The following is a 19,230-nucleotide window of genomic DNA, read 5'->3' as shown; positions in this document are numbered from 1 at the left end:
CGTGAAAGGGCGGTGAACATAATAATTAACAGTAAAAAATAGGTGCATCATGTCGGTCCCTCTGCGTGCCGTTCAACTCAACGAAGCAAACGCATTCCTTAAGAAACATCCTGAGGTTTTGTACGTCGACCTTCTGATTGCGGATATGAACGGTGTGGTGCGCGGCAAGCGCATCGAGCGCACCAGTCTTCATAAGGTTTACGAGAAAGGCATCAACCTGCCGGCGTCTCTGTTTGCTCTGGACATCAATGGTTCTACGGTGGAAAGCACCGGCCTGGGTCTGGACATCGGCGACTCCGACCGGATCTGCTACCCAATCCCGGGCACCCTGAGCATCGAACCCTGGCAGAAGCGCCCGACCGCGCAACTGCTGATGACCATGCACGAACTCGAAGGCGAGCCATTCTTCGCCGACCCGCGTGAAGTGCTGGCTAATATTGTGCGCAAGTTCGACGACATGGGCCTGACCATCTGCGCCGCGTTCGAACTGGAGTTCTACCTGATCGACCAGGACAACGTGAACGGTCGTCCGCAATCGCCACGTTCGCCGGTATCGGGCAAGCGTCCGATGTCGACCCAGGTGTACCTGATCGACGACCTCGACGAATACGTCGACTGCCTGCAAGACATCCTCGAAGGCGCTAAAGAGCAGGGCATCCCCGCTGACGCCATCGTCAAGGAAAGCGCCCCGGCGCAATTCGAAGTCAACCTGCATCACGTGGCTGACCCGATCAAGGCCTGCGACTACGCCGTTCTGCTCAAGCGTCTGGTGAAGAACATCGCCTACGACCACGAGATGGACACCACCTTCATGGCCAAGCCGTACCCGGGCCAGGCGGGTAACGGTCTGCACGTACACATTTCGATTCTCGACAAAGAAGGCAACAACATCTTTGCCAGCGAGGATCCCGAGCAGAACGCCGCGCTGCGACACGCGATCGGCGGTGTGCTCGAGACCCTGCCGGCGCAGATGGCGTTCCTCTGCCCGAACGTCAACTCGTACCGCCGTTTCGGCGCACAGTTCTACGTGCCGAACTCGCCGAGCTGGGGCATCGACAACCGTACCGTAGCGGTACGTGTGCCGACCGGTTCGCCAGACTCGGTGCGCATCGAACACCGCGTGGCCGGTGCCGACGCCAACCCGTACCTGTTGATGGCTTCGGTCCTGGCAGGCGTGCACCACGGCCTGACCAACCAGATCGAGCCGGGCGCCCCGGTGGAAGGCAACAGCTACGAGCAAAACGAGCAGAGCCTGCCGAACAACCTGCGCGATGCCCTGCGCGAGCTGGACGACAGCGAAGTCATGGCCAAATACATCGACCCGCTGTACATCGACGTGTTCGTGGCGTGCAAGGAAAGCGAGCTGGCCGAGTTCGAGAACTCCATCTCCGACCTTGAGTACAACTGGTACCTGCACACCGTTTGATGGCGTTGGAGGTGCACACACATCCTGTGTGCGCCGCCAACCCCTGTGGGAGCGAGCTTGCTCGCGATAGCGGTCCGGCATTCCACATAGATGTCGACTGAATCACCGCTATCGCGAGCAAGCTCGCTCCCACAGGGATTGCGGTTTTTTCAGATATTTTTGATCACTGGCATTCGGCCCGGCTGATCACCTATTCCCCTGCGTCGAGTCACAACCATGACAAACACTCGCAGCGATTGGGAGCAACGCTTCCAGTCCCTAACAATCGAAGGTCGCGCATTCATTGACGGCCAATACTGCGCGGCTGCCAGTGGCGCCACGTTCGAATGCTTGAGCCCCGTCGACGGTCGTTTCCTGGCGAACGTCGCCAGCACCGACGAAGCCGACGCCAATGCGGCGGTCGCAGTAGCGCGCCGCACGTTCGAATCCGGCGTCTGGGCCAACCTGGCCCCGACCGAGCGCAAGCGCATCCTGATCCGTTTCGCCGACCTGATCCTGGCGAACCAGGAAGAGCTGGCCCTGCTCGAAACCCTCGACATGGGTAAGCCGATCAGCGACTCCATGAGCATCGACATTCCAGCGACCGCCAATGCGATCCGCTGGACCGCCGAAGCCATCGACAAGATCTACGACGAAGTCGCCGCCACGCCCCACGATCAGCTTGGCCTGGTGACGCGCGAAGCGGCCGGCGTGGTCGCGGCCATCGTGCCGTGGAACTTCCCGCTGATCATGGCCAGCTGGAAATTCGCCCCGGCCCTGGCGATGGGCAACTCGTTCATCCTCAAGCCTTCGGAAAAATCCCCGCTGACCGCGATCCGCATCGCGCAGCTGGCACTCGATGCCGGCATTCCGAAAGGCGTGTTCAACGTCCTGCCGGGCTACGGTCACACCGTCGGCAAGGCGCTGGCGTTGCACATGGACGTCGACGTGCTGGCCTTCACCGGCTCCACGGTGATTGCCAAGCAGCTGATGATCTACGCCGGGCAAAGCAACATGAAACGCGTCTGGGCTGAAGCGGGGGGCAAGAGCCCGAACGTGGTGTTCGCCGACGCGCCGGATTTGCGCGCGGCAGCACAGGCAGCGGCCAGTGGCATCGCCTTCAACCAGGGCGAAGTCTGCACCGCCGGTTCGCGTCTGCTGGTGGAGCGTTCGATCCGCGAGCAGTTCATTCCATTGTTGGTGGAAGCCCTGCAAGCCTGGAAACCGGGTCATGCGCTCGATCCTGCGACCACCGTCGGCGCGGTTGTCGACCAGCGTCAGCTGGACAACGTATTGCGCTACATCGAAGTCGGCAAACAGCAGGGCGGTCAACTGATCGCCGGCGGCAGCCGCACCCTCGAAGACACCGGTGGCCTGTACCTGGAACCGGCGATTTTCGACGGCGTGACCAATGCCATGACTATCGCCCAGGAAGAAATCTTCGGCCCGGTGCTGTCGGTCATCACCTTCGACACTGCTGAAGAAGCCTTGGCGATTGCCAACGACAGCATCTTCGGTCTGGCCGCAGGCGTGTGGACCAGCAACCTGAGCAAAGCCCACACCTTCGCCCGTGGCCTGCGCGCCGGCAGCGTCTGGGTCAACCAGTACGACGGCGGCGACATGACCGCGCCGTTCGGCGGGTTCAAGCAGTCGGGTAACGGTCGGGACAAATCGCTGCACGCGTTCGACAAGTACACCGAACTCAAAGCGACCTGGATCAAGCTCTAACACCTTTTAAGCGGCGGTCGCCGGCACGTTGCCGGCGGCCATCGGAGAAACCTATGAAACACAGCTCTTCTAATCAACAGCATGTAAACAGCTACTACGCCGCCACCCGCAACTTCACCGGCGACTTTCCGGTGCTGGAAGGCGCGGTGGACTGCGACGTCTGCGTGATCGGCGCCGGCTACACCGGCCTGTCCTCGGCGCTGTTCCTCGCCGAAGCGGGCTACAGCGTGACCGTACTGGAAGCGGCCAAAGTCGGCTTCGGCGCCAGCGGTCGCAACGGCGGCCAACTGGTCAACTCCTACAGCCGCGACGTCGATGTCATCGAAGAGCGCTACGGCGACAAGACCGCCGAAGTGCTCGGCAGCATGATTTTCGAAGGCGCCGACATCATTCGTCAGCGCATACAGCACTACGACATCCAGTGCGATTACCGTCCCGGCGGCATCTTCGCGGCGATGAACAAGAAGCAACTCAAGGGCCTGGCCGAGCAGAAGAAGAGCTGGGAACGCTACGGCAACAAGAACCTGAAGATGCTCGACGCGGCCGATATCAAGCGCGAAGTCGGTTCCGACGCCTACGTTGGCGGCCTGCTGGACATGCAGGGCGGTCACATTCACCCGCTGAACCTGGCACTCGGTGAGGCTTCGGCGATCATCGGCCTGGGCGGCAAGATCTACGAGCAATCGGCGGCAGTGGAAATCAGCTACGGCGAGCCGATCACCGTGCGCACTGCAAAAGGCGTGGTGAAGGCCAAGTACCTGCTGATCGCCGGCAATGCCTACCTGCCGCAGGGCCTGGACAACCGCGTGACCAGCAAGAGCATGCCGTGCGGCTCGCAGATCGTCGTCACCGAGCCGTTGTCGGAAAAGCAGGCCCGCAGCCTGATCAAGAACAACTACTGCGTCGAAGACTGCAACTACCTGCTCGACTACTACCGCCTCACCGCCGACAACCGCCTGCTGTACGGCGGTGGCGTGGTCTACGGTGCGCGCGAACCGGACGACATCGAGCAACTGATCCGCCCGAAAATCCTCAAGACCTTCCCGCAATTGAAGGACGTGAAGATCGACTACCGCTGGACCGGCAACTTCCTGCTGACCATGTCGCGCATGCCGCAATTCGGCCGTATCGAGAAAAACGCTTACTACATGCAGGGCTACAGCGGACACGGCGTCACCTGCTCGCACCTGGCCGGCAAACTGATCTCGGAAATGATCCGCGGCGACGCCGAGCGCTTCGACGCGTTTGCCTCCTTGCCGCACATGCCGATGATCGGCGGGCGCACCTTCTCGGCACCGTTGACCGCCCTCGGCGCCGTGTACTACTCGCTGCGCGACCGTTTCGGCATCTAAGCTTTACCTCGCCGGCGGCCGCCCCAAAAGGGTGCCGCCGGTTTTTTACGACGGCCAAAAAGGTCATGAACACTGCAGTACCCTGTGGGAGCGGGCTTGCCCGCGATGAGGCCCTGTCAGTCACTTTTTATGTTGCCTGACACACCGCCATCGCGGGCAAGCCCGCTCCCACAGGTTCTTCAGTTGAGTGAAAGTGACAATTCGCAGGTCGTTTTTTCCAGCCGTTTATCGAACCTGCTGAGCATTACCAACAAACGTGATTTAATAGCCGCCTTTCACGTTTCCGGGATCGGAAAACGGCGTGATCCGCGCCTGCACTCCACCCCTCCATTATCCCTGTAGGAGCGAGCCTGCTCGCGAAAGCGCCAGTTCAATCAACATCAATGTTGAGGCTAAAATCGCAATCGCGAGCAAGCTCGCTCCCACGGGTTGGCACATAAGGCTGTCATGGACACGGGCTCACGACTCAAATTAGTACGCGAAAGCTACAAACTGTCCCAGCGCGAGCTGGCCCGGCGTAGCGGCGTCACCAATGCCACCATCTCCCTGATCGAACAGAATCGAGTCAGTCCTTCCGTCAGCTCCCTGAAGAAATTGCTGGAGGGCATCCCCATGTCCCTGGCCGACTTCTTCACCTTCGATCAGCCACCGCGCGAACACCAGTACGTCTTCCGCGCCAACGAACAGCCCGACCTCGGCCGTCATGGCCTGCGCCTGCTGCTGATCGGCGCGTCCGTGCCGAGCCGGCAGATGCGCCTGCTGCGCGAGCAATACGCGCCGGGTGCCAGTTCGGGTGAAGAGCCGATCGTGCATTCCGAAGGCGAGGAGTGCGGGTTGGTGACCCGTGGCACGGTTGAGTTGACCGTGGATGGCCAGGTGAGTGTGCTAAACGCCGGGGATGGCTATTACTTCCCGACGACCTTGCCGCACCGGTTTCGCAATATCGGGGCGGATGAGGCGGAGATTATCAGCGCGAACACGCCCGCCAACTTCTAAAGGAAAAAGGGAAGTTGAATATGCCAGAAATGACAAGGCCCTGAATGATCAGGGCCTTTTTCTATAATATTGCTCAGTCACAACGCGAGGCAACCCAGATCAGCTCCTCCATCAACCATTGTCAGGTAGGTTCTGCTCAGCAAAATAGCGAAAAAGCTCTAGCGCACTTGGACACTGTGGGTGCAAGGCTGCTTGGCGAATGCTGAAACCAAAGTGCTTCGTCATCTTTTTTGCAAATGCAGTTTTGTTACCCGGCCCACGCTTGCCCAATGAATTGGATATTTCTTTTAAACGATCCCATGGTTTGTTCTGCGTCTGCTCGGGTTGTGGCTCATTGAAGTCGTCAATTCCGAGCCATTTGTTCATCGCAACTGAATCAGCCAGGAACCACCCCTCTAATGCTTTTACAGCGACGAAAATACTATTTATTCGTGCGTTTGCGATGCGTTCTCTGACAAAGTCAACAGAGACTTCGTCCTCAAGATCAGTCAGCACAACGATGATGTCTACCGCTTGCTGATCTAGACGCCCTAGATAGGCATCGATATTTTGCGGTAATAGGTTACCGCCACCTTTGGCATTGACTACGGGATTGACCAACTCAAAATCGTTTTCCTGCAAAAAAGCTTTGAAGTCGGATGATTCGATAACGATTTTTTCGCTATCACCCTCAACAATGAATCCAACTTTTACCATGGCAGACCCCCATCAAAAAGATTGGTCAGCCACGCAGTGTCCAGCGGTATTTCCTTTTTATTTACTGCTGATTCTAAAGCACACTTGACCTTGGTTTTACCATCTTCTTTATTTACCAACCAAAGCTCTTCAAGGTCGAGGTTGCGTACGACAGATTCGCTATGGGTAGTTATAAAAATGGGATGCTCTACCGAAGCATTTTCACGCATTAGTTGTACCAGTTCGCCGATTGCCTTCGGATGAATGCCGCGCTCTGGCTCCTCTATGATTGTCATTCCTGATTTCCCTGCCCGACTGAACACCGCAGTCATAATGCAGAGCGCATAAATTGTCCCATCTGAAATCAAACGTGCTGGGAAACGAGCTTTTGTTCCTTCTTCCTTGAACGTGATCACCGTAGAGCCATCCAGCCTCTGTTTTTCGGTGGACACGCTTTCCATGCCAGGTACGATCAGTTCTATCCATTCCAGAACCTGGTCACGAAAGCGCTCATTTCTCTCCAAAATTGACAACATCGTTGCCACGTTCCGGCCATGACTATCGAGTGTCGTAGCGTCTGCTGTTGAGCTGTCAGGCTCCTTAGCTTCTAGCGGGTCGATTCGAAATACCTGGATATTGGTAAGCATTCGATACAGTGGCGAATGGCTGAGCAGCATTAGCGCGGTCATGTCTTGCGCATACTCCGGTAAGAGCTGCAAGCCATGCGTATCACTTAAGGTAATCCGTGTCTCATCACTGCTCTTGCGATCTATTATCTGATTGCCATTGACCTTCAGACTTTCAAGTACCTGAGGTACCCGGTCTATTCCGGAAATTTTCAGGTTGTAGTCGAATACTTCTCCATTGAGGTTGATTCTGATGGCAAACGAGATAGTCGTGCGATTTTCTTTTCGATGCTTGAAGCAGTGAATCTGTTGGAAGCCCCCAAAGTCGCGGATCGCTTGTGCAGCCCCACGTTTTACTACCGCTCCCAGAAAAGCGAGCGCATCAGTGATATTGCTTTTACCTGCACCATTCGAGCCGGCTAGAGCTGTAAAGGCTGGCACATCCCTCAGGATAACGCTTGCCGCGCTCTTGAAGCCCTTGATCTCGAGGTATTCAATTTTCATCGCCAATCCTCAGCTTTCCTCAGTCACTGTATCCCCGCCCAGAAAACTTTGAGGTCAGGTGCATGAAATCAGTTTTCAAAACGTGTTCCGCTCAATGAGCCCTGATTCTATAGACAAATTGGAATGTCCGCTCCTAAGCGAAATCGGCCAGCCACGATTAACTTTTCGGGATCTCAGGTCGAGGTGTGTTTTTTTTTAATTTTCGAGCTTAGGTCTCTTCAGTAGATCTATCGGTAGCCGTTTCAAAAATACGAGCCTGAATAGGAAAATAACCGCCGAAGCGGTTTTCATGGTTGAGAGTCATCACTACCCTTTGGACACCTCAAACCCCCGCATCTCAATCACCCCAAACACATCCCGCACATCCTGCAGCAGAATCCGCGAAATGTTGGTGACGGTGTTGATGTCGTTCTCGGCGTAGTCGGGGAGGCTGGTGCAGGCCATGAGGTTGAGGTATTGCAGGACCGCGTTGAGGCGTTCGGCGGCGCAGTTGTGGAGCTCGCGCAAGGGCGCGTCGCTGTCGATGAGGAGGACAGGGTAGCTGGTGGCGATTTGTTTCATGGGGGTGAAGTGGCGTTGCGGATTGTTAGCTGCCATAAGTAAAACTTCCTCGTATCTGTAAGAAGAGCTACTCCCGGTCGCTGCGAATCGAATGGGGTGGTAGCTATGTGCGGGTTCGCAGACCGAGGATACGAGGAACCCGGCAGATCCGAAGATCTCCCGCACACAGCCACCATAAAACGACATACGGGCGCAGATGCGACCGTCAGTGGTTTGGTGGGTTGCAAGGTTACTACACGTATCTACAGGGCTGCGAAACCCTATCGCCAACTCAAGTCAGCGACGGGCGCACATTAGGCATCGATCTCCAGCGCTGCAACCGGCCTGTAGGACGCTAAATGGCCCCTGTGACGAGGGAGCTTGCTCCCGTTCGGCGGCTCTGCCGCCGTAGAATCGGGCCTTGCGTTGTGTCTGAGGAAATGGGTCGCAGGGGAGAGGGGCCGCTTCGCAGCCCAGCGGGAGCAAGCTCCCTCGCCACAAAGGGACCAGTCCTACAAGTTTTTCAGACTTCAAGATTGAACGTTCGTCGGATGGCGGGTTGCTACCATCGCAATTGCCTGCCGATATCAACACGGCTGCTACGCTTGGTCGTTGCAGTGCCCGAGCCCCATTCCTGCTCACGCTGCAAGGGTAATCACGGATTGCGACATCAATTCCTGTCGGCAACCTGCACGGAGGCAGGCGATGGTGATCAACAGCATGGCCGATTCGACTGCGGCGGGGGTTCCCGTGCCGCTCGATCGGGAAGAAATCGAGCGGGTGCTGGCGCTGTTGCTGGCCAGCCCGTTGTTTGCCAAATCCAGGCGCATGGGCAGCCTGTTGCGCTTTCTGGTCGAGCACGACCTTCAGGCCTGTAATACGCCGCTGACCGAACACGCCATCGGCATCGCGGTGTTTCGTCGTGACCCGGCAGTGTATTGCACGGGCGACGATCCTGTGGTGCGAGTGCAGGTGGGGCGCTTGCGGCGCAAGCTCGCAGCGCATTACGCCGGCAACGGCCAGCAGGACCCGGTGCGCTTGAGCATTCCACCCGGGTGTTATCGCTTGACCTATCAGCGGCTGCGGCCCAAGGGCGTCGGCACTCGCCATCCTGTGGTCCAGATCCAGCCATTTACCTGCCTCACCCGTGATGGCGATGACTTTACCCGGGGCTTGTGCGAGGAGTTGAGCTGCCGACTGTTCGAGTCGTTCGAGCAGGCGCAGACCGGGACCAATCATGTGTTGATGCGGATGGCACGCAACAGCGAACCGGTACCGGACTTCAAGCGTGGCGGGCGTTACAGCTACTGCCTGGAGGGCAGCGTGCGGGTCGAGCCTTCGCGGGTGCGAGCGTCATTGCGCCTGGTGGATGTAGCGCAGGGGCGGATTCGCTGGTCGGCGCAGTTCGATCGTGATCGCCCTTATGGCATCGCCACCCAGGAGGACATCGCGCAGTCGATCTGTCGCTCGCTGACGGGCTACTTCTCCACGGCGGGCAAAGAGGAGTGAAAGGGCAACCGCAAGGTTGCCCCGGCATGACGGTTACACGGTTTTCCACTGACCGTCTTCGTAAAGGCGACCTGCGGTGTTATCGAACGTCAAGTCGATTTCGATCGCCTTGGAGCGTGAGGTACTGAACATGGTGCTGGTCTGTACGTTCTGTTCGAACCACACGAGGATGGTTTCCACCGGCGTCAACACGGTTTTACCGGTGACCACCTGATCCACCGCAACGTAAATGGGGGTGCTGACCTGAGTGCCATCAATACCGGTAGATAGCTGGTTGATACCCGGATGGATGGGGGCGTAGTCGTTTACAAAAGTCATGGAAATGTTCGGCCCCCCGGTAACCGCCGAACTCAGCAGACCGTGTTCATCGAGTGTCGAGGTTTGCCCCAGGCCAATGTTGACGATGTTGGTCGAGACTTTGACTTGCACGTTTTCCTTGAACACGTTGGAGGCGAACAGCTGATACTGCGGCGTCCAGCTGAACTCGTTGTTGCTCAGGTAAGCGTTATAGGACTGCCAGACCACGTTGTAGTCGGCGTCACCCACCTTCTTGGCAAAGCACAGCTTGTAGCCGGACTTCTTCAGCAGCGTCAGGTCGCCGGCGGCGATTTCGATGGTGACGGTTTTTTGCGAAGCCGCCAGGGCCGACCTCAGTACCGGGCCGTAATCTGACGCCTTCAGTTGCGTTGCACCCATGATCGACTTGACGGCTTCTTGCACATCATTGTGAAGCTGCTGGCTCTGTTGGCTGACAGCGATTGATTTGCTCATGGTTTCCCTCTTCCTTGGTGGTGTGTTGGGCAAACAATGGGCTGCTGGCGCCTGGCGCTGCAGTCCATTGACGGCTTCACTTTAGGGTCGAGGGGCAGGGCGGCTAAGTGTCTTGGTGTTACAAGCGGGTATCGGGGGGGTATCAGGGGCTGAGTCAGCGGGGCAGCCGATCGGCCGCCCCGCCTTGACCTCAGGCGGCCTTGGCATCGGCCCAGACGAAGCTCCAGCTGGTGCGTTTGCCCTTGGCGATCTCGATCAGCTTGTTCTCGTACACCGTGTGATTGACCACACCGGTGTAGGTCAGGGTGCGGGCGGCATTGGTCCCGGTGACCTCACCCGGCTTGCCGCCCGACTCGACCATGGCTTTTTTCATGTCGGCTTCCGACGGGGCGCTGCTCTGGTTTTTTTCAACTTTGACGAAACTCATGATTCACCTCTTCCGTGATGGGGGGATCGGTGTTGGCGCGGGCCGACAAGTCGACGACCCTGTTCCACACCGACGGCCATACTCTATTGGCCAGTTCGGCGGCGCAGAAGTGACAACTGCAGCGCTGAGGTAACAACCGTGAAACAGCACCACGCATTGAAGTATCTGCGACGTATCAAGCGTGGATTCACATCGAAGAAGGTTGCGGCGTCACTTCTCGATAAACCCGCGGATCGCCGCAATGGGCTGCGTTGGCGCGTCAATAGCGTCTAAATTTCAGAGAATCTTCCCCACCACGAAGGAACGACTCATGTACAAGTCTCGATCATTGATTGCAGCAATCACCTGTTTGACCCTGATCAGCGGCTCGGTGACTGCGCTGGCCGATCCCGGTAACGGCCAGGGTAACGGGAAGGTCAACCATGGCAACCTGGGCGGTCATGGCAACAAGAACAAGAATTCCGGCGGCGGGGACTGGAGTAATGGCCCGAGCATTAACCGGGGCAGCGTGCTCGAGATCATTGGCGTGAATACGGGCTACTGGAGCCCCGGTCCTGATTTGCCACCGGGTATTCAAAAGAACCTTGCCCGAGGCAAGCCGCTTCCACCTGGCATCGCCAAAAAACTCGATGGCCGACTGGTCGGCAGGCTGCCCCACTATGATGGCTACGAATGGCAGCAAGTCGGCACGGATCTGATCCTGGTTGCGCTGGCCACCGGGCTTGTCTATGAAATTCTCGACGGTGCGTTTGATTGACCGGTGAATGGCAGCCTGGCCGTCTGTCGTCGAGCGTGAACTGTCCGGGGGCTATCGCGTCATACGTCACGCGATATCAACCACCTACGGAAGCAATCATGCTTTTTAAAAACAAGAGTCTCGTTGCTGTAATGTCATGCGCCATGATGCTTGCAGCCGCCCCTTTGCTGCCTAGTGGCCTGTCGATCATGGGTTCCGCATACGCGAAGGACGGTGGCGGTGGCGGCGGAAACGGCGGCGGTGGCGGAAACGGTGGCGGAAACGGCGCAGGCCACGGCGGCGGTATGGGTGGCGGACACGCCGGTACAGGCCACTCCGGCAGTAACGGCCGCGGCAACGGGCTGGACAGCGACCATGCCGGCAAGTCCGTACGCGACCATGGCCTCAGCGGGAACCATTTCGGTAGTGAGCGCAATGATGATAACGGGCATGGCACCACGACCTCAGGCATCGCCCATTCCAAGGATACTCGCGGCATCTCCAAGGCCAGGGCCATTTCGGCCTCGACGCCAGGTGATCACAACACCAAAGGCTTGAGTAAAGCCGGACTGTCGACCTCGAAAAAAACCCATTGAGTTCGCGGTTGTAGACATCAGTTTCAGAAAAGCCAAAAACCCGCTGAAAGGCGGGTTTTTTGCAACTGGAATTTGATCGCCGGATATGGCACAGCTCGCTTCCCACCCGGCATATCATTCATTTTCGGCAGCAAAGTTGGCCGCACAACGGGCATTGCACGGACAGAAAACGAGCCGCCCGGACACATCGCGCAGTGATTTGCGTCCGCAGGCGATTTGTCATGTTCAGCGTCATTTCAATGTAGATATTAGTCAGCCCAACGCGATTTCAATGAGGCTGCACTGTGTTCCAACGACTTGTGTGTTCGCTGTCTGTTTTGAGCCTGTCCATCGCTGCCGCCCAGGCTGCCGAGACTGTCCCCCTCAACACGCCACGCCTGAAGAGCATCGACAATTTCCGCGATGTTGCGGGTCTCACCACCGCGTATTCCACCGCCAATGACGGCACGATGCGCGGCGGGGTGTTTTACCGCTCCAACGCGCTGACCCCGTCGTCAGCGGATCTGGCAACCCTGAACGGCCTGGGCATCAAGGCCGTCTATGACCTGCGCACGCCCAGCGAGATCGCCGCCACGCCCGACACGATGCCCACTGGCGCGACGTACACCAATATCGACATCATCGGCGGCTCCACTTCCGGGGCGAATATCACCAATATCGCGTTCCACAGCGCCGCCGAAGCCACTGCGATGATGCAGGACACCAACCGCGATTTCGTCAGGAACGCGGGGATGCGCAGCGAGTTCAACCAGCTGTTCAATGAACTGGCCGCGGTCGACGGTGCCGCGCTGTTCCATTGCACGGCCGGCAAGGACCGTACGGGCTGGACCGCCGCTGTGCTGCAAAGCATCGCCGGGGTCGACGATGCCACCATCATGAGCAACTACCTGGCGACCAACGACTACACCGCCGCGCGTATCAAGGCGACCCTGGCGGCGATGCCACCGGGCATGGCGACCATCTACGGGCCGTTGATCGGTGTGGAGGCCAGTTACCTGCAGGCCGGCCTGGACCAGGTGACCGCGCAGTACGGCACGATGGACAACTACCTCAAGCAAGGCCTCGGCCTGTCCCAGGAAACCATTTATGTGTTGCGCGGCAAGATGGTGTTCTACAACAGCTTGCCTGGCGCGTCGGACTTGGCCGGCAACGCCGCGGCCGGCGCGCAGTTGTTGCAACAACTGCAGAACAGCAACCTGTCGGGCACCTACAGCGCCTACAACTATTATCTGCAATCGGCCATCGATGCGCGCAGCCTCGGTGGCGTCGAGTCCACGGTCGGCGGTCAGGTGCACGCCGACGCTGCCAGCTACCTGCTGCGCCAGGGCGCGATGATCGAGCAGGCTGCCGCGCCCTTCACCAGTGGCATCGACCTCAAGGCCGGGCAATATCGCCTGTGGAGTACCGCCCTGGCGGGGTATCTGGGCACCGATGGCTCGTCTCAGGCCTCCAGCAGCAACGAGCATAGCCAGGGCATGATGATTGGCCTGACCCAGCGCTTTTCCGAACAGCTGAGCGCCCATGCCGGTTTCGGCTACAGCAGCGGCAATGTCGGTGGCGCAGGTGGCGAGGCGGATACCGACCTGACCTTTTTCAGCGTGGGTGCTCGCTTTGCACCGAACGGTCTGGAACGCGGCCTGTTTGTGGATGTCGATGCCAGCGCCGGCTATCTGGATTACGAGAGCAAGCGCGAACTCGGCGGCGGCCTGGGCACGGCCAAGGGCGACAGTCATGGCAACCTCACCGGCGCGACCCTGGCCCTGGGTTACCGGGTTCCGGTGAACGGCGTGACCCTCGAGCCAAGCCTCGGTGTGCGGATCAGCCACGTCAATCTGTCGGGCTTCCAGGAAAAAGGCAGCGAGCTGGCGCTGGACGTCGATGGCATCCACCAGACCCGCAAGAGCGCGGTGGCCAACCTCAACGCATCCTTTGCACCGGTCAGCCTGGGCGCCTGGCGACTGGTGCCGGGGGTGCAAGTGGGCTACGAGCATGTGCTGGGCGACCATGAAATCGACAGCGAAGGGCACCTGCTGGGCCTGGACGTTGAACAGCAAGCCGCCTTCGACAACCGTGACCAGTTCACCGGTGGCGTCAACGTCATGGCCAACCTGGGACCGTGGAGCGTGGGTGCGCAAATCGGCGCCAGCGGTGGCGGCGACAGCCATGGCTTCAATGGCGGGCTGAAGGCCAGTTATCTGTTCTGACGGTCAGATTAAAACAATCTGTAGGAGCGAGCCTGCTCGCGAAGGCGGACTCACAGCTGGCGACGAGGGTGGCTGACCTTCCGCGATCGCGAGCAAGCTCGCTCCCACAGTGGTTTTGTGTCGTACACGGGATTGGTGCTCGACACCGGTCAATGGTGGGAGCGAGCTTGCTCGCGAAGGCGGACTAGCGGCCGACGAAGAGGGTGGCTGACCTTCCGTCATCGCGAGCAAGCTCGCTCCCACAGTGGTTTTGTGTCGTACACGGGATTGGTGCTCGACACCGGTCAATGGTGGGAGCGAGCTTGCTCGCGAAGGCGGACTCACAGCCAACGAAGAGGGTGGCTGACCTTCCGCCATCGCGAGCAAGCTCGCTCCCACAGTGGTTTTGTGTCGTACACGGGATTGGTGTTCGACACCGGTCAATGGTGGGAGCGGGCTTGCTCGCGAAGACGGACTCACAGCCGACGACGAGGGTGGCTGACCTTCCGCTCCCACAAATCCTCAATTGGTCGCCATTGGCCGCGTTCGCAGGCCCTTTTTTACGTCTGTGGGGCTGAGGCCGTAGGCACTCTGGAAATACTGGCAAAACCGGCCGACATTGCTGAAGCCGTGTTGCAAGGCCACCTCTGTCACCGACGGCGACGCCCCCTGAGACAGTGCGGTAAAGGCGCGCTCCAGGCGTACTTGCCGCTGATAGACAACGATCGAAGTGCCCATGAAACGCTGAAAACCTTCCTGCAATGCGCGCAGGCTGACGTTGGTCAGCTGCGCCAGTTCCGTGCCGCTGGCCAGGTGGTCGGGATGCGCCTGAATGTACTCGACGGCCAGCTTCACATGCCGCGGCGCAATCAGAGGGGAAGGGCGCTGAAGGGCTTCGGTGAAGTTGTGCGGCCAGGTTTCGAGCACCGCATCGACCAGCATTTCGCGAAGGCGCGAAGGCATCAGCGAACCGGTATTGATCAGCAGGTCGAACTCGGCGCCCGTGGCCAGTTCGATCAATGCCCGGATGCCCTGCAAGGCCGATGCCTTCAGATCCACCACCGGTTCGAAATGCACCTTTTGCAGGATGGGTTTGCCCAGCAGCGTCGACAGGCGCTCGGTGATCAGCCGACGGCTGATCGATATCCCGTGCTGCGCGTGGTTATCGACAAAGCGCGCCGAGCGGACCTCAGCCTTGTCGATCGCCAGGCCGACCTGGGCAAAACCTACCGACTCGGTAACGTGGTTGAAGATGATCTTGCCGGCGGTGGGAATGACGAAGGTGATTTCATCAAGGGGCGCGGGAAAAGCCACCGTGAAGTCACCGCGATAGTGCATGCGACGAAAACTGACACCTTCGTGCCTGCCATAGACCCCGCCGATGATGATGTTTTTCGGTGGTGGCGGAGAGTCGGAATAAAGGTTGCCGAACAGGTTCGAGAACAACGCGCCAAAGTCGTCGCAGCTCATGTCGTTGGACCTGATGATGATTTGCTTGCGCGTCGTGCTTGAGTACACCTGGAGTGTCACCTTGAGCGGATGGGCAAAGCCCTGGTACAGGGAACGGGCGATCGGAGATCGAGCGGGTGCGGTTCGCAAAAGCGTCAGGACGTTATCAGTGAGTAATGACAGGTTTGTGACCGGGGCTTTTGCCAGTGTCGTCGCTGGACCCGTTTGCACTCACCCGACGCCACCGCTCGCACGAACAACCGGTGGCACGAGCGGTACCGGAGCGTGGGCCGATCTGGTATGGCCGTGGCTACTTCATCGGCTCTCCTGACTTGATATCCCCGCAAAAAATATCGACGTTGCCATCGGTCGAAGCCGTTCGCACGAGCACCGAATATTCGCCGGCAAGCAGTGTTTGCAACGGAACAGGTGCGGTTCTGGAAAACGTCCAGCCGCGTATGGGTTGGCGTTCGGTGTTGACGGTGTCGTTCATCGCGTAGGCGACTGCCCCGGGTTGCTGGCAACTGCCTTTATTGATGAAGGAGTAAAGACGCAAGGGCAGGATAACCCCGGTTGGAACACCGCTGACGAAGAAACTGAGCCCGGTTTTCTGGTCATAGCCTGTCAACGTGACGGTGCCGATCTGACCGGCGTTTTGCCGGGTGGCGACCAACGTTACGTTCACGCCGTGGTCCGATGAAGTGGCGCAGCCGAAAAGGCTTGCCGTCACCATGAGTGCTGCCACTGAGATTTTGAGCTTCATTGCCAAACTCCTGAGTTGAAGAACTGCAATGGGGGGAGTTAGCGGGTATAGCGCATTTATCGCCTTTGTGACGTCGTCCATATAAGGCTTTCTATTTTTGAACGGTGATGTTGGGGCGGCTGTCTCCTTCGCCAGCCATGTGACGGCGTAGCCGTGCAAACCAGCTACATTTGTAACTGGTCGAGCTTGCGTGAATTGCCTGCTGGCACACGCACTTCGATGCCGACGAAGGTTTGCAATGGTTGCGCGTGCAGTTAAAGGATTGTGCGGTCAGTTGAGCCCACTCATCATCCGCATGGACGATTGGCGACTGGAGTGACTGATGAATCCACAAGGCAGCCATCCGCAAGAGCGGATTCCAGACACTCCACGGCGGGGTAGCGTGCGCAGCCTGTTGATCCCGCAATGGCTTGGCAGTTACCGGCCAGACTGGCTGCGGGGCGATGTGGTCGCCGGACTGACGGCGGCGGCCGTGGTCATTCCCAAGGCGCTGGCGTACGCCACCATTGCCGGCCTGCCGGTGCAGGTCGGGCTCTACACGGCGCTGGTGCCGATGGTGATCTACGCCGTACTCGGCACGTCACGCCCGCTCAGCGTCAGTACCACGACCACCCTGGCCATTCTCGCCGGCTCCGCGTTGGGCCAGATCAGCCCCGATGGCGATGCGGCGACCTTGCTGGCGGCCTCAGCCACGCTGGCCCTGATGGTGGGCGCGATCCTGATCGTCGCCGGGCTGCTGCGCCTGGGCTTCGTCGCCAATTTCATTTCCGAGCCGGTGCTGGTGGGTTTCAAGGCCGGCATCGGTGTGGTCATCGTGCTCGACCAGTTGCCCAAACTGCTGGGTACTCACATCGACAAAGGCGGCTTCCTGCACAATCTGCTGGCCACTGTTCAGAGCGTCGGCCATACCTCGCTGCCGACGGTGGCGGTCGGTGTGTTCATGGTCCTGCTGCTGGTGGGCATGAAGCGATTTACACCGCGACTGCCCGCACCCTTGATTGCGGTGGCGCTTGGCATTATCGGCATGAGCCTGTTTGGCCTGGAGCGCTTTGGTGTGTCCGCCGTCGGCGTGGTGCCGATCGGGTTGCCCGCGCCAACCCTGCCGCTATGGTCGCTGGCCGAAACCCTGTGGCCTTCGGCGATGGGCATCGCGTTGATGAGTTTCACCGAAACCATCGCGGCGGGGCGCGCGTTCGCCCGCAGTGACGAGCCTGCACCGCAACCGAATCGGGAGCTGCTGGCCACAGGCGTTGCCAACATCGGCGGGGCGTTTCTCGGGGCCATGGTCGCCGGTGGCGGCACCACCCAGACGGCGGTGAACCGTTTGGCCGGCGCCCGTTCGCAACTGGCCGCACTGGTCACTGCTGCATTGGCATTGGGCACTTGCCTGCTGCTGGCACCGCTCATTGGCCTGATGCCCAATGCCACGCTCGCTGCCGTGGTGATTGTGTATTCGGTGGGCCTGATCGAGCCGGCGGAATTTCGCGAGATCCTGTCGGTTCGCCGCACTGAATTTGCCTGGGCCGTGGTGGCCATGATCGGTGTGATGCTGTTGGGCACGTTGCAAGGGATCGTCGTGGCGATCGTGGTGTCGTTGCTGGCACTGGCCTATCAAGTCTCGGACCCACCGGTGTACGTCCTCGGGCGCAAGCCAGGCACCAATGTGTACCGGCCGCAGTCCGCCGAACACGTCGACGACGAACACTTTGACGGGCTGCTGTTGCTTCGGCCTGAAGGCCGGATTTTTTTCGCCAACGCCCAGCGCATTGGCATGAAGATGCACCCCTTGATCGAGCAAGCAAAGCCTGCCGTGGTGATTCTGGACCTGCGCAGCGTGTTCGACCTGGAGTACACCGCCCTGAAAATGCTCACCGGGGCGGAACAACGACTGCGGGAAAAAGGCATCTTGCTGTGGCTGGTAGGCATGAGCCCGGGCGTCTGGGACATGGTCATCAAGGCCCCATTGGGCCATACGTTGGGCGAGGCGCGCATGTTCTTGAACCTGGAACTGGCGGTGGAGCATTACCAGCGCAGTCGACGCTGAATGAATGCGGCCGGACGCATTCCGGGCGCGGTGCGAAGCATTGAAGGAGGTAACGGGTATGGCGAAGAAGGCTGCAACGAAAAGCAAGCCGGTTGAAAGCGGCAAGCTCAAGAACAAAGTGTATCTCGAGGAACTGGCGCGGCTGCATGTCGAGATGGTCAAGCTGCAGGAGTGGGTGCAGCACACGGGTGCCAAGGTCTGCATCGTCTTTGAGGGCCGTGATGGCGCCGGCAAGGGCGGGACCATCAAGGCGCTGACCGAACGGGTCAGTCCGCGGGTGTTCCGGGTGATAGCGTTGCCGGCACCGACCGAGCGGGAAAAAAGCCAGATGTATGTGCAACGTTATCTGCCGCACATGCCGGCGGCCGGTGAAGTGGTGATCTTCGATCGCAGCTGGTACAACCGCGCCGGTGTCGAGCGGGTCATGGGGTTTTGCAGCGACGAGCAGGTGCGCACCTTTCTCACCGTGGCGCCGCGAGTCGAGCATGCACTGGTCGAGTCGGGAATCATCCTGATCAAATACTGGCTTGAAGTGAGTCAGGAAGAGCAGACCCGACGCCTCAAGGCGCGTATCACCGACGGGCGCAAGATCTGGAAGCTGTCACCGATGGACCTCAAGTCCTATAACCGCTGGTACGACTACTCCCGTGCCCGGGACGACATGTTCGAGGCCACCGACACCGAATTCGCCCCTTGGCGGGTCGCCAACTCGAATGACAAGCGGCGGGCGCGATTGAACATCATCAGCGATGTGCTGAGCAGCATTCCTTACGAGGATGTACCGCGGGTAAAAGTGAAATTGCCCAAGCGCCAAAGTCCCGGTAACTATCGGGATCCGAACTATCCGTTCAAGTACATTGCGGAAAAATTCTAGAGTCCTGCATAACTGTGCTGTTCGTGCCCGGTCTTCAAGGCTCGGGCACGGC

At 59.1% G+C, this 19,230-nt stretch carries 17 protein-coding genes; 10 read left to right on the top strand and 7 right to left on the bottom strand.

The genetic code is table 11. The annotated features are described in order from the left end of the window. Window positions 1–49 precede the first annotated feature (49 nt). The 4 genes from ACEN8Z_RS19925 (at window position 50) to ACEN8Z_RS19910 (ending at window position 5,481) form a co-directional block, all read left to right on the top strand. The gene (locus ACEN8Z_RS19925; protein ID WP_116264631.1) at window positions 50–1,426 is read left to right on the top strand and encodes a glutamine synthetase family protein; all 1,377 of its coding nucleotides are present in this window, start codon (window positions 50–52) and stop codon (window positions 1,424–1,426) included. 216 nt (window positions 1,427–1,642) lie between these two features. Further along, window positions 1,643–3,133, top strand: coding sequence for an aldehyde dehydrogenase (locus tag ACEN8Z_RS19920; protein WP_495595382.1), 1,491 nt, complete (start codon window positions 1,643–1,645; stop codon window positions 3,131–3,133). Window positions 3,134–3,186: 53 nt separating this feature from the next. After that, a complete protein-coding gene (locus ACEN8Z_RS19915; RefSeq protein WP_007999963.1) occupies window positions 3,187–4,485 on the top strand; it encodes an NAD(P)/FAD-dependent oxidoreductase in 1,299 nt (432 codons plus the stop codon). 447 nt (window positions 4,486–4,932) lie between these two features. Further along, window positions 4,933–5,481 carry a cupin domain-containing protein gene (locus ACEN8Z_RS19910; protein ID WP_007975263.1) on the top strand — a complete coding sequence of 183 codons (549 nt, stop codon included), beginning with the start codon at window positions 4,933–4,935 and terminating at the stop codon, window positions 5,479–5,481. Window positions 5,482–5,592: 111 nt separating this feature from the next. On the opposite strand, the gene ACEN8Z_RS19905 is transcribed toward ACEN8Z_RS19910, so the two are convergent. From ACEN8Z_RS19905 to ACEN8Z_RS19895, 3 genes are all read right to left on the bottom strand, one after another. Further along, window positions 5,593–6,177 (bottom strand): hypothetical protein, encoded by a 585-nt coding sequence (locus ACEN8Z_RS19905; RefSeq protein WP_495595381.1) that lies wholly within the window; start codon window positions 6,175–6,177, stop codon window positions 5,593–5,595. Further along, window positions 6,171–7,286 carry an AAA family ATPase gene (locus ACEN8Z_RS19900; RefSeq protein ID WP_495595380.1) on the bottom strand — a complete coding sequence of 372 codons (1,116 nt, stop codon included), beginning with the start codon at window positions 7,284–7,286 and terminating at the stop codon, window positions 6,171–6,173. Before ACEN8Z_RS19900 ends, ACEN8Z_RS19905 begins: the two co-directional genes overlap by 7 nt. Before the next feature lie 306 nt (window positions 7,287–7,592). Further along, entirely contained in the window at window positions 7,593–7,883 is a 291-nt protein-coding gene (locus ACEN8Z_RS19895; RefSeq protein WP_495595379.1) for a fructose-bisphosphate aldolase, read from the bottom strand. A gap of 648 nt (window positions 7,884–8,531) precedes the next feature. On the opposite strand from ACEN8Z_RS19895, the gene ACEN8Z_RS19890 reads away from it, so the two are divergent. Next, window positions 8,532–9,335 carry a hypothetical protein gene (locus ACEN8Z_RS19890; protein WP_495595378.1) on the top strand — a complete coding sequence of 268 codons (804 nt, stop codon included), beginning with the start codon at window positions 8,532–8,534 and terminating at the stop codon, window positions 9,333–9,335. A gap of 33 nt (window positions 9,336–9,368) precedes the next feature. Here the strand turns inward: ACEN8Z_RS19890 and ACEN8Z_RS19885 are convergent, their stop codons facing one another. Continuing rightward, a complete protein-coding gene (locus tag ACEN8Z_RS19885) occupies window positions 9,369–10,106 on the bottom strand; it encodes a hypothetical protein (protein WP_495595377.1) in 738 nt (245 codons plus the stop codon). Window positions 10,107–10,296: 190 nt separating this feature from the next. Beyond that, on the bottom strand, window positions 10,297–10,533 hold the full coding sequence (locus ACEN8Z_RS19880; protein WP_495595376.1) for a hypothetical protein: 237 nt from the start codon (window positions 10,531–10,533) through the stop codon (window positions 10,297–10,299). Between the two features lie 310 nt (window positions 10,534–10,843). On the opposite strand from ACEN8Z_RS19880, the gene ACEN8Z_RS19875 reads away from it, so the two are divergent. The 3 genes from ACEN8Z_RS19875 (at window position 10,844) to ACEN8Z_RS19865 (ending at window position 14,069) form a co-directional block, all read left to right on the top strand. Next, window positions 10,844–11,290: an anti-virulence regulator CigR family protein gene (locus ACEN8Z_RS19875; protein ID WP_495595375.1), complete on the top strand. Its 447-nt coding sequence runs from the start codon at window positions 10,844–10,846 to the stop codon at window positions 11,288–11,290. A gap of 98 nt (window positions 11,291–11,388) precedes the next feature. Then, window positions 11,389–11,865: a hypothetical protein gene (locus ACEN8Z_RS19870; RefSeq protein ID WP_495595374.1), complete on the top strand. Its 477-nt coding sequence runs from the start codon at window positions 11,389–11,391 to the stop codon at window positions 11,863–11,865. A 284-nt stretch (window positions 11,866–12,149) separates the two neighbouring features. Then, window positions 12,150–14,069: a tyrosine-protein phosphatase gene (locus tag ACEN8Z_RS19865; RefSeq protein ID WP_495595373.1), complete on the top strand. Its 1,920-nt coding sequence runs from the start codon at window positions 12,150–12,152 to the stop codon at window positions 14,067–14,069. Between the two features lie 501 nt (window positions 14,070–14,570). On the opposite strand, the gene ACEN8Z_RS19860 is transcribed toward ACEN8Z_RS19865, so the two are convergent. Together ACEN8Z_RS19860 and ACEN8Z_RS19855 are read right to left on the bottom strand one after the other, a co-directional pair. Next, complete coding sequence (locus ACEN8Z_RS19860) at window positions 14,571–15,518, bottom strand: AraC family transcriptional regulator (protein ID WP_495595372.1); 948 nt, start codon at window positions 15,516–15,518, stop codon at window positions 14,571–14,573. Window positions 15,519–15,807: 289 nt separating this feature from the next. Further along, window positions 15,808–16,260 carry a hypothetical protein gene (locus ACEN8Z_RS19855; protein WP_495595371.1) on the bottom strand — a complete coding sequence of 151 codons (453 nt, stop codon included), beginning with the start codon at window positions 16,258–16,260 and terminating at the stop codon, window positions 15,808–15,810. 322 nt (window positions 16,261–16,582) lie between these two features. On the opposite strand from ACEN8Z_RS19855, the gene ACEN8Z_RS19850 reads away from it, so the two are divergent. Together ACEN8Z_RS19850 and ppk2 are read left to right on the top strand one after the other, a co-directional pair. After that, window positions 16,583–18,304 (top strand): SulP family inorganic anion transporter, encoded by a 1,722-nt coding sequence (locus ACEN8Z_RS19850; protein ID WP_495595370.1) that lies wholly within the window; start codon window positions 16,583–16,585, stop codon window positions 18,302–18,304. Between the two features lie 58 nt (window positions 18,305–18,362). After that, window positions 18,363–19,178, top strand: a complete 816-nt coding sequence (ppk2, locus tag ACEN8Z_RS19845; RefSeq protein ID WP_495595369.1) for a polyphosphate kinase 2 — start codon at window positions 18,363–18,365, stop codon at window positions 19,176–19,178. Window positions 19,179–19,230: the final 52 nt, after the last annotated feature.

The organism is Pseudomonas sp. Pseusp10, assembly GCF_059492225.1.
The sequence above is the reverse complement of the archived record's forward strand: the minus strand, read 5'-3'. Positions and strand labels throughout refer to the sequence as shown.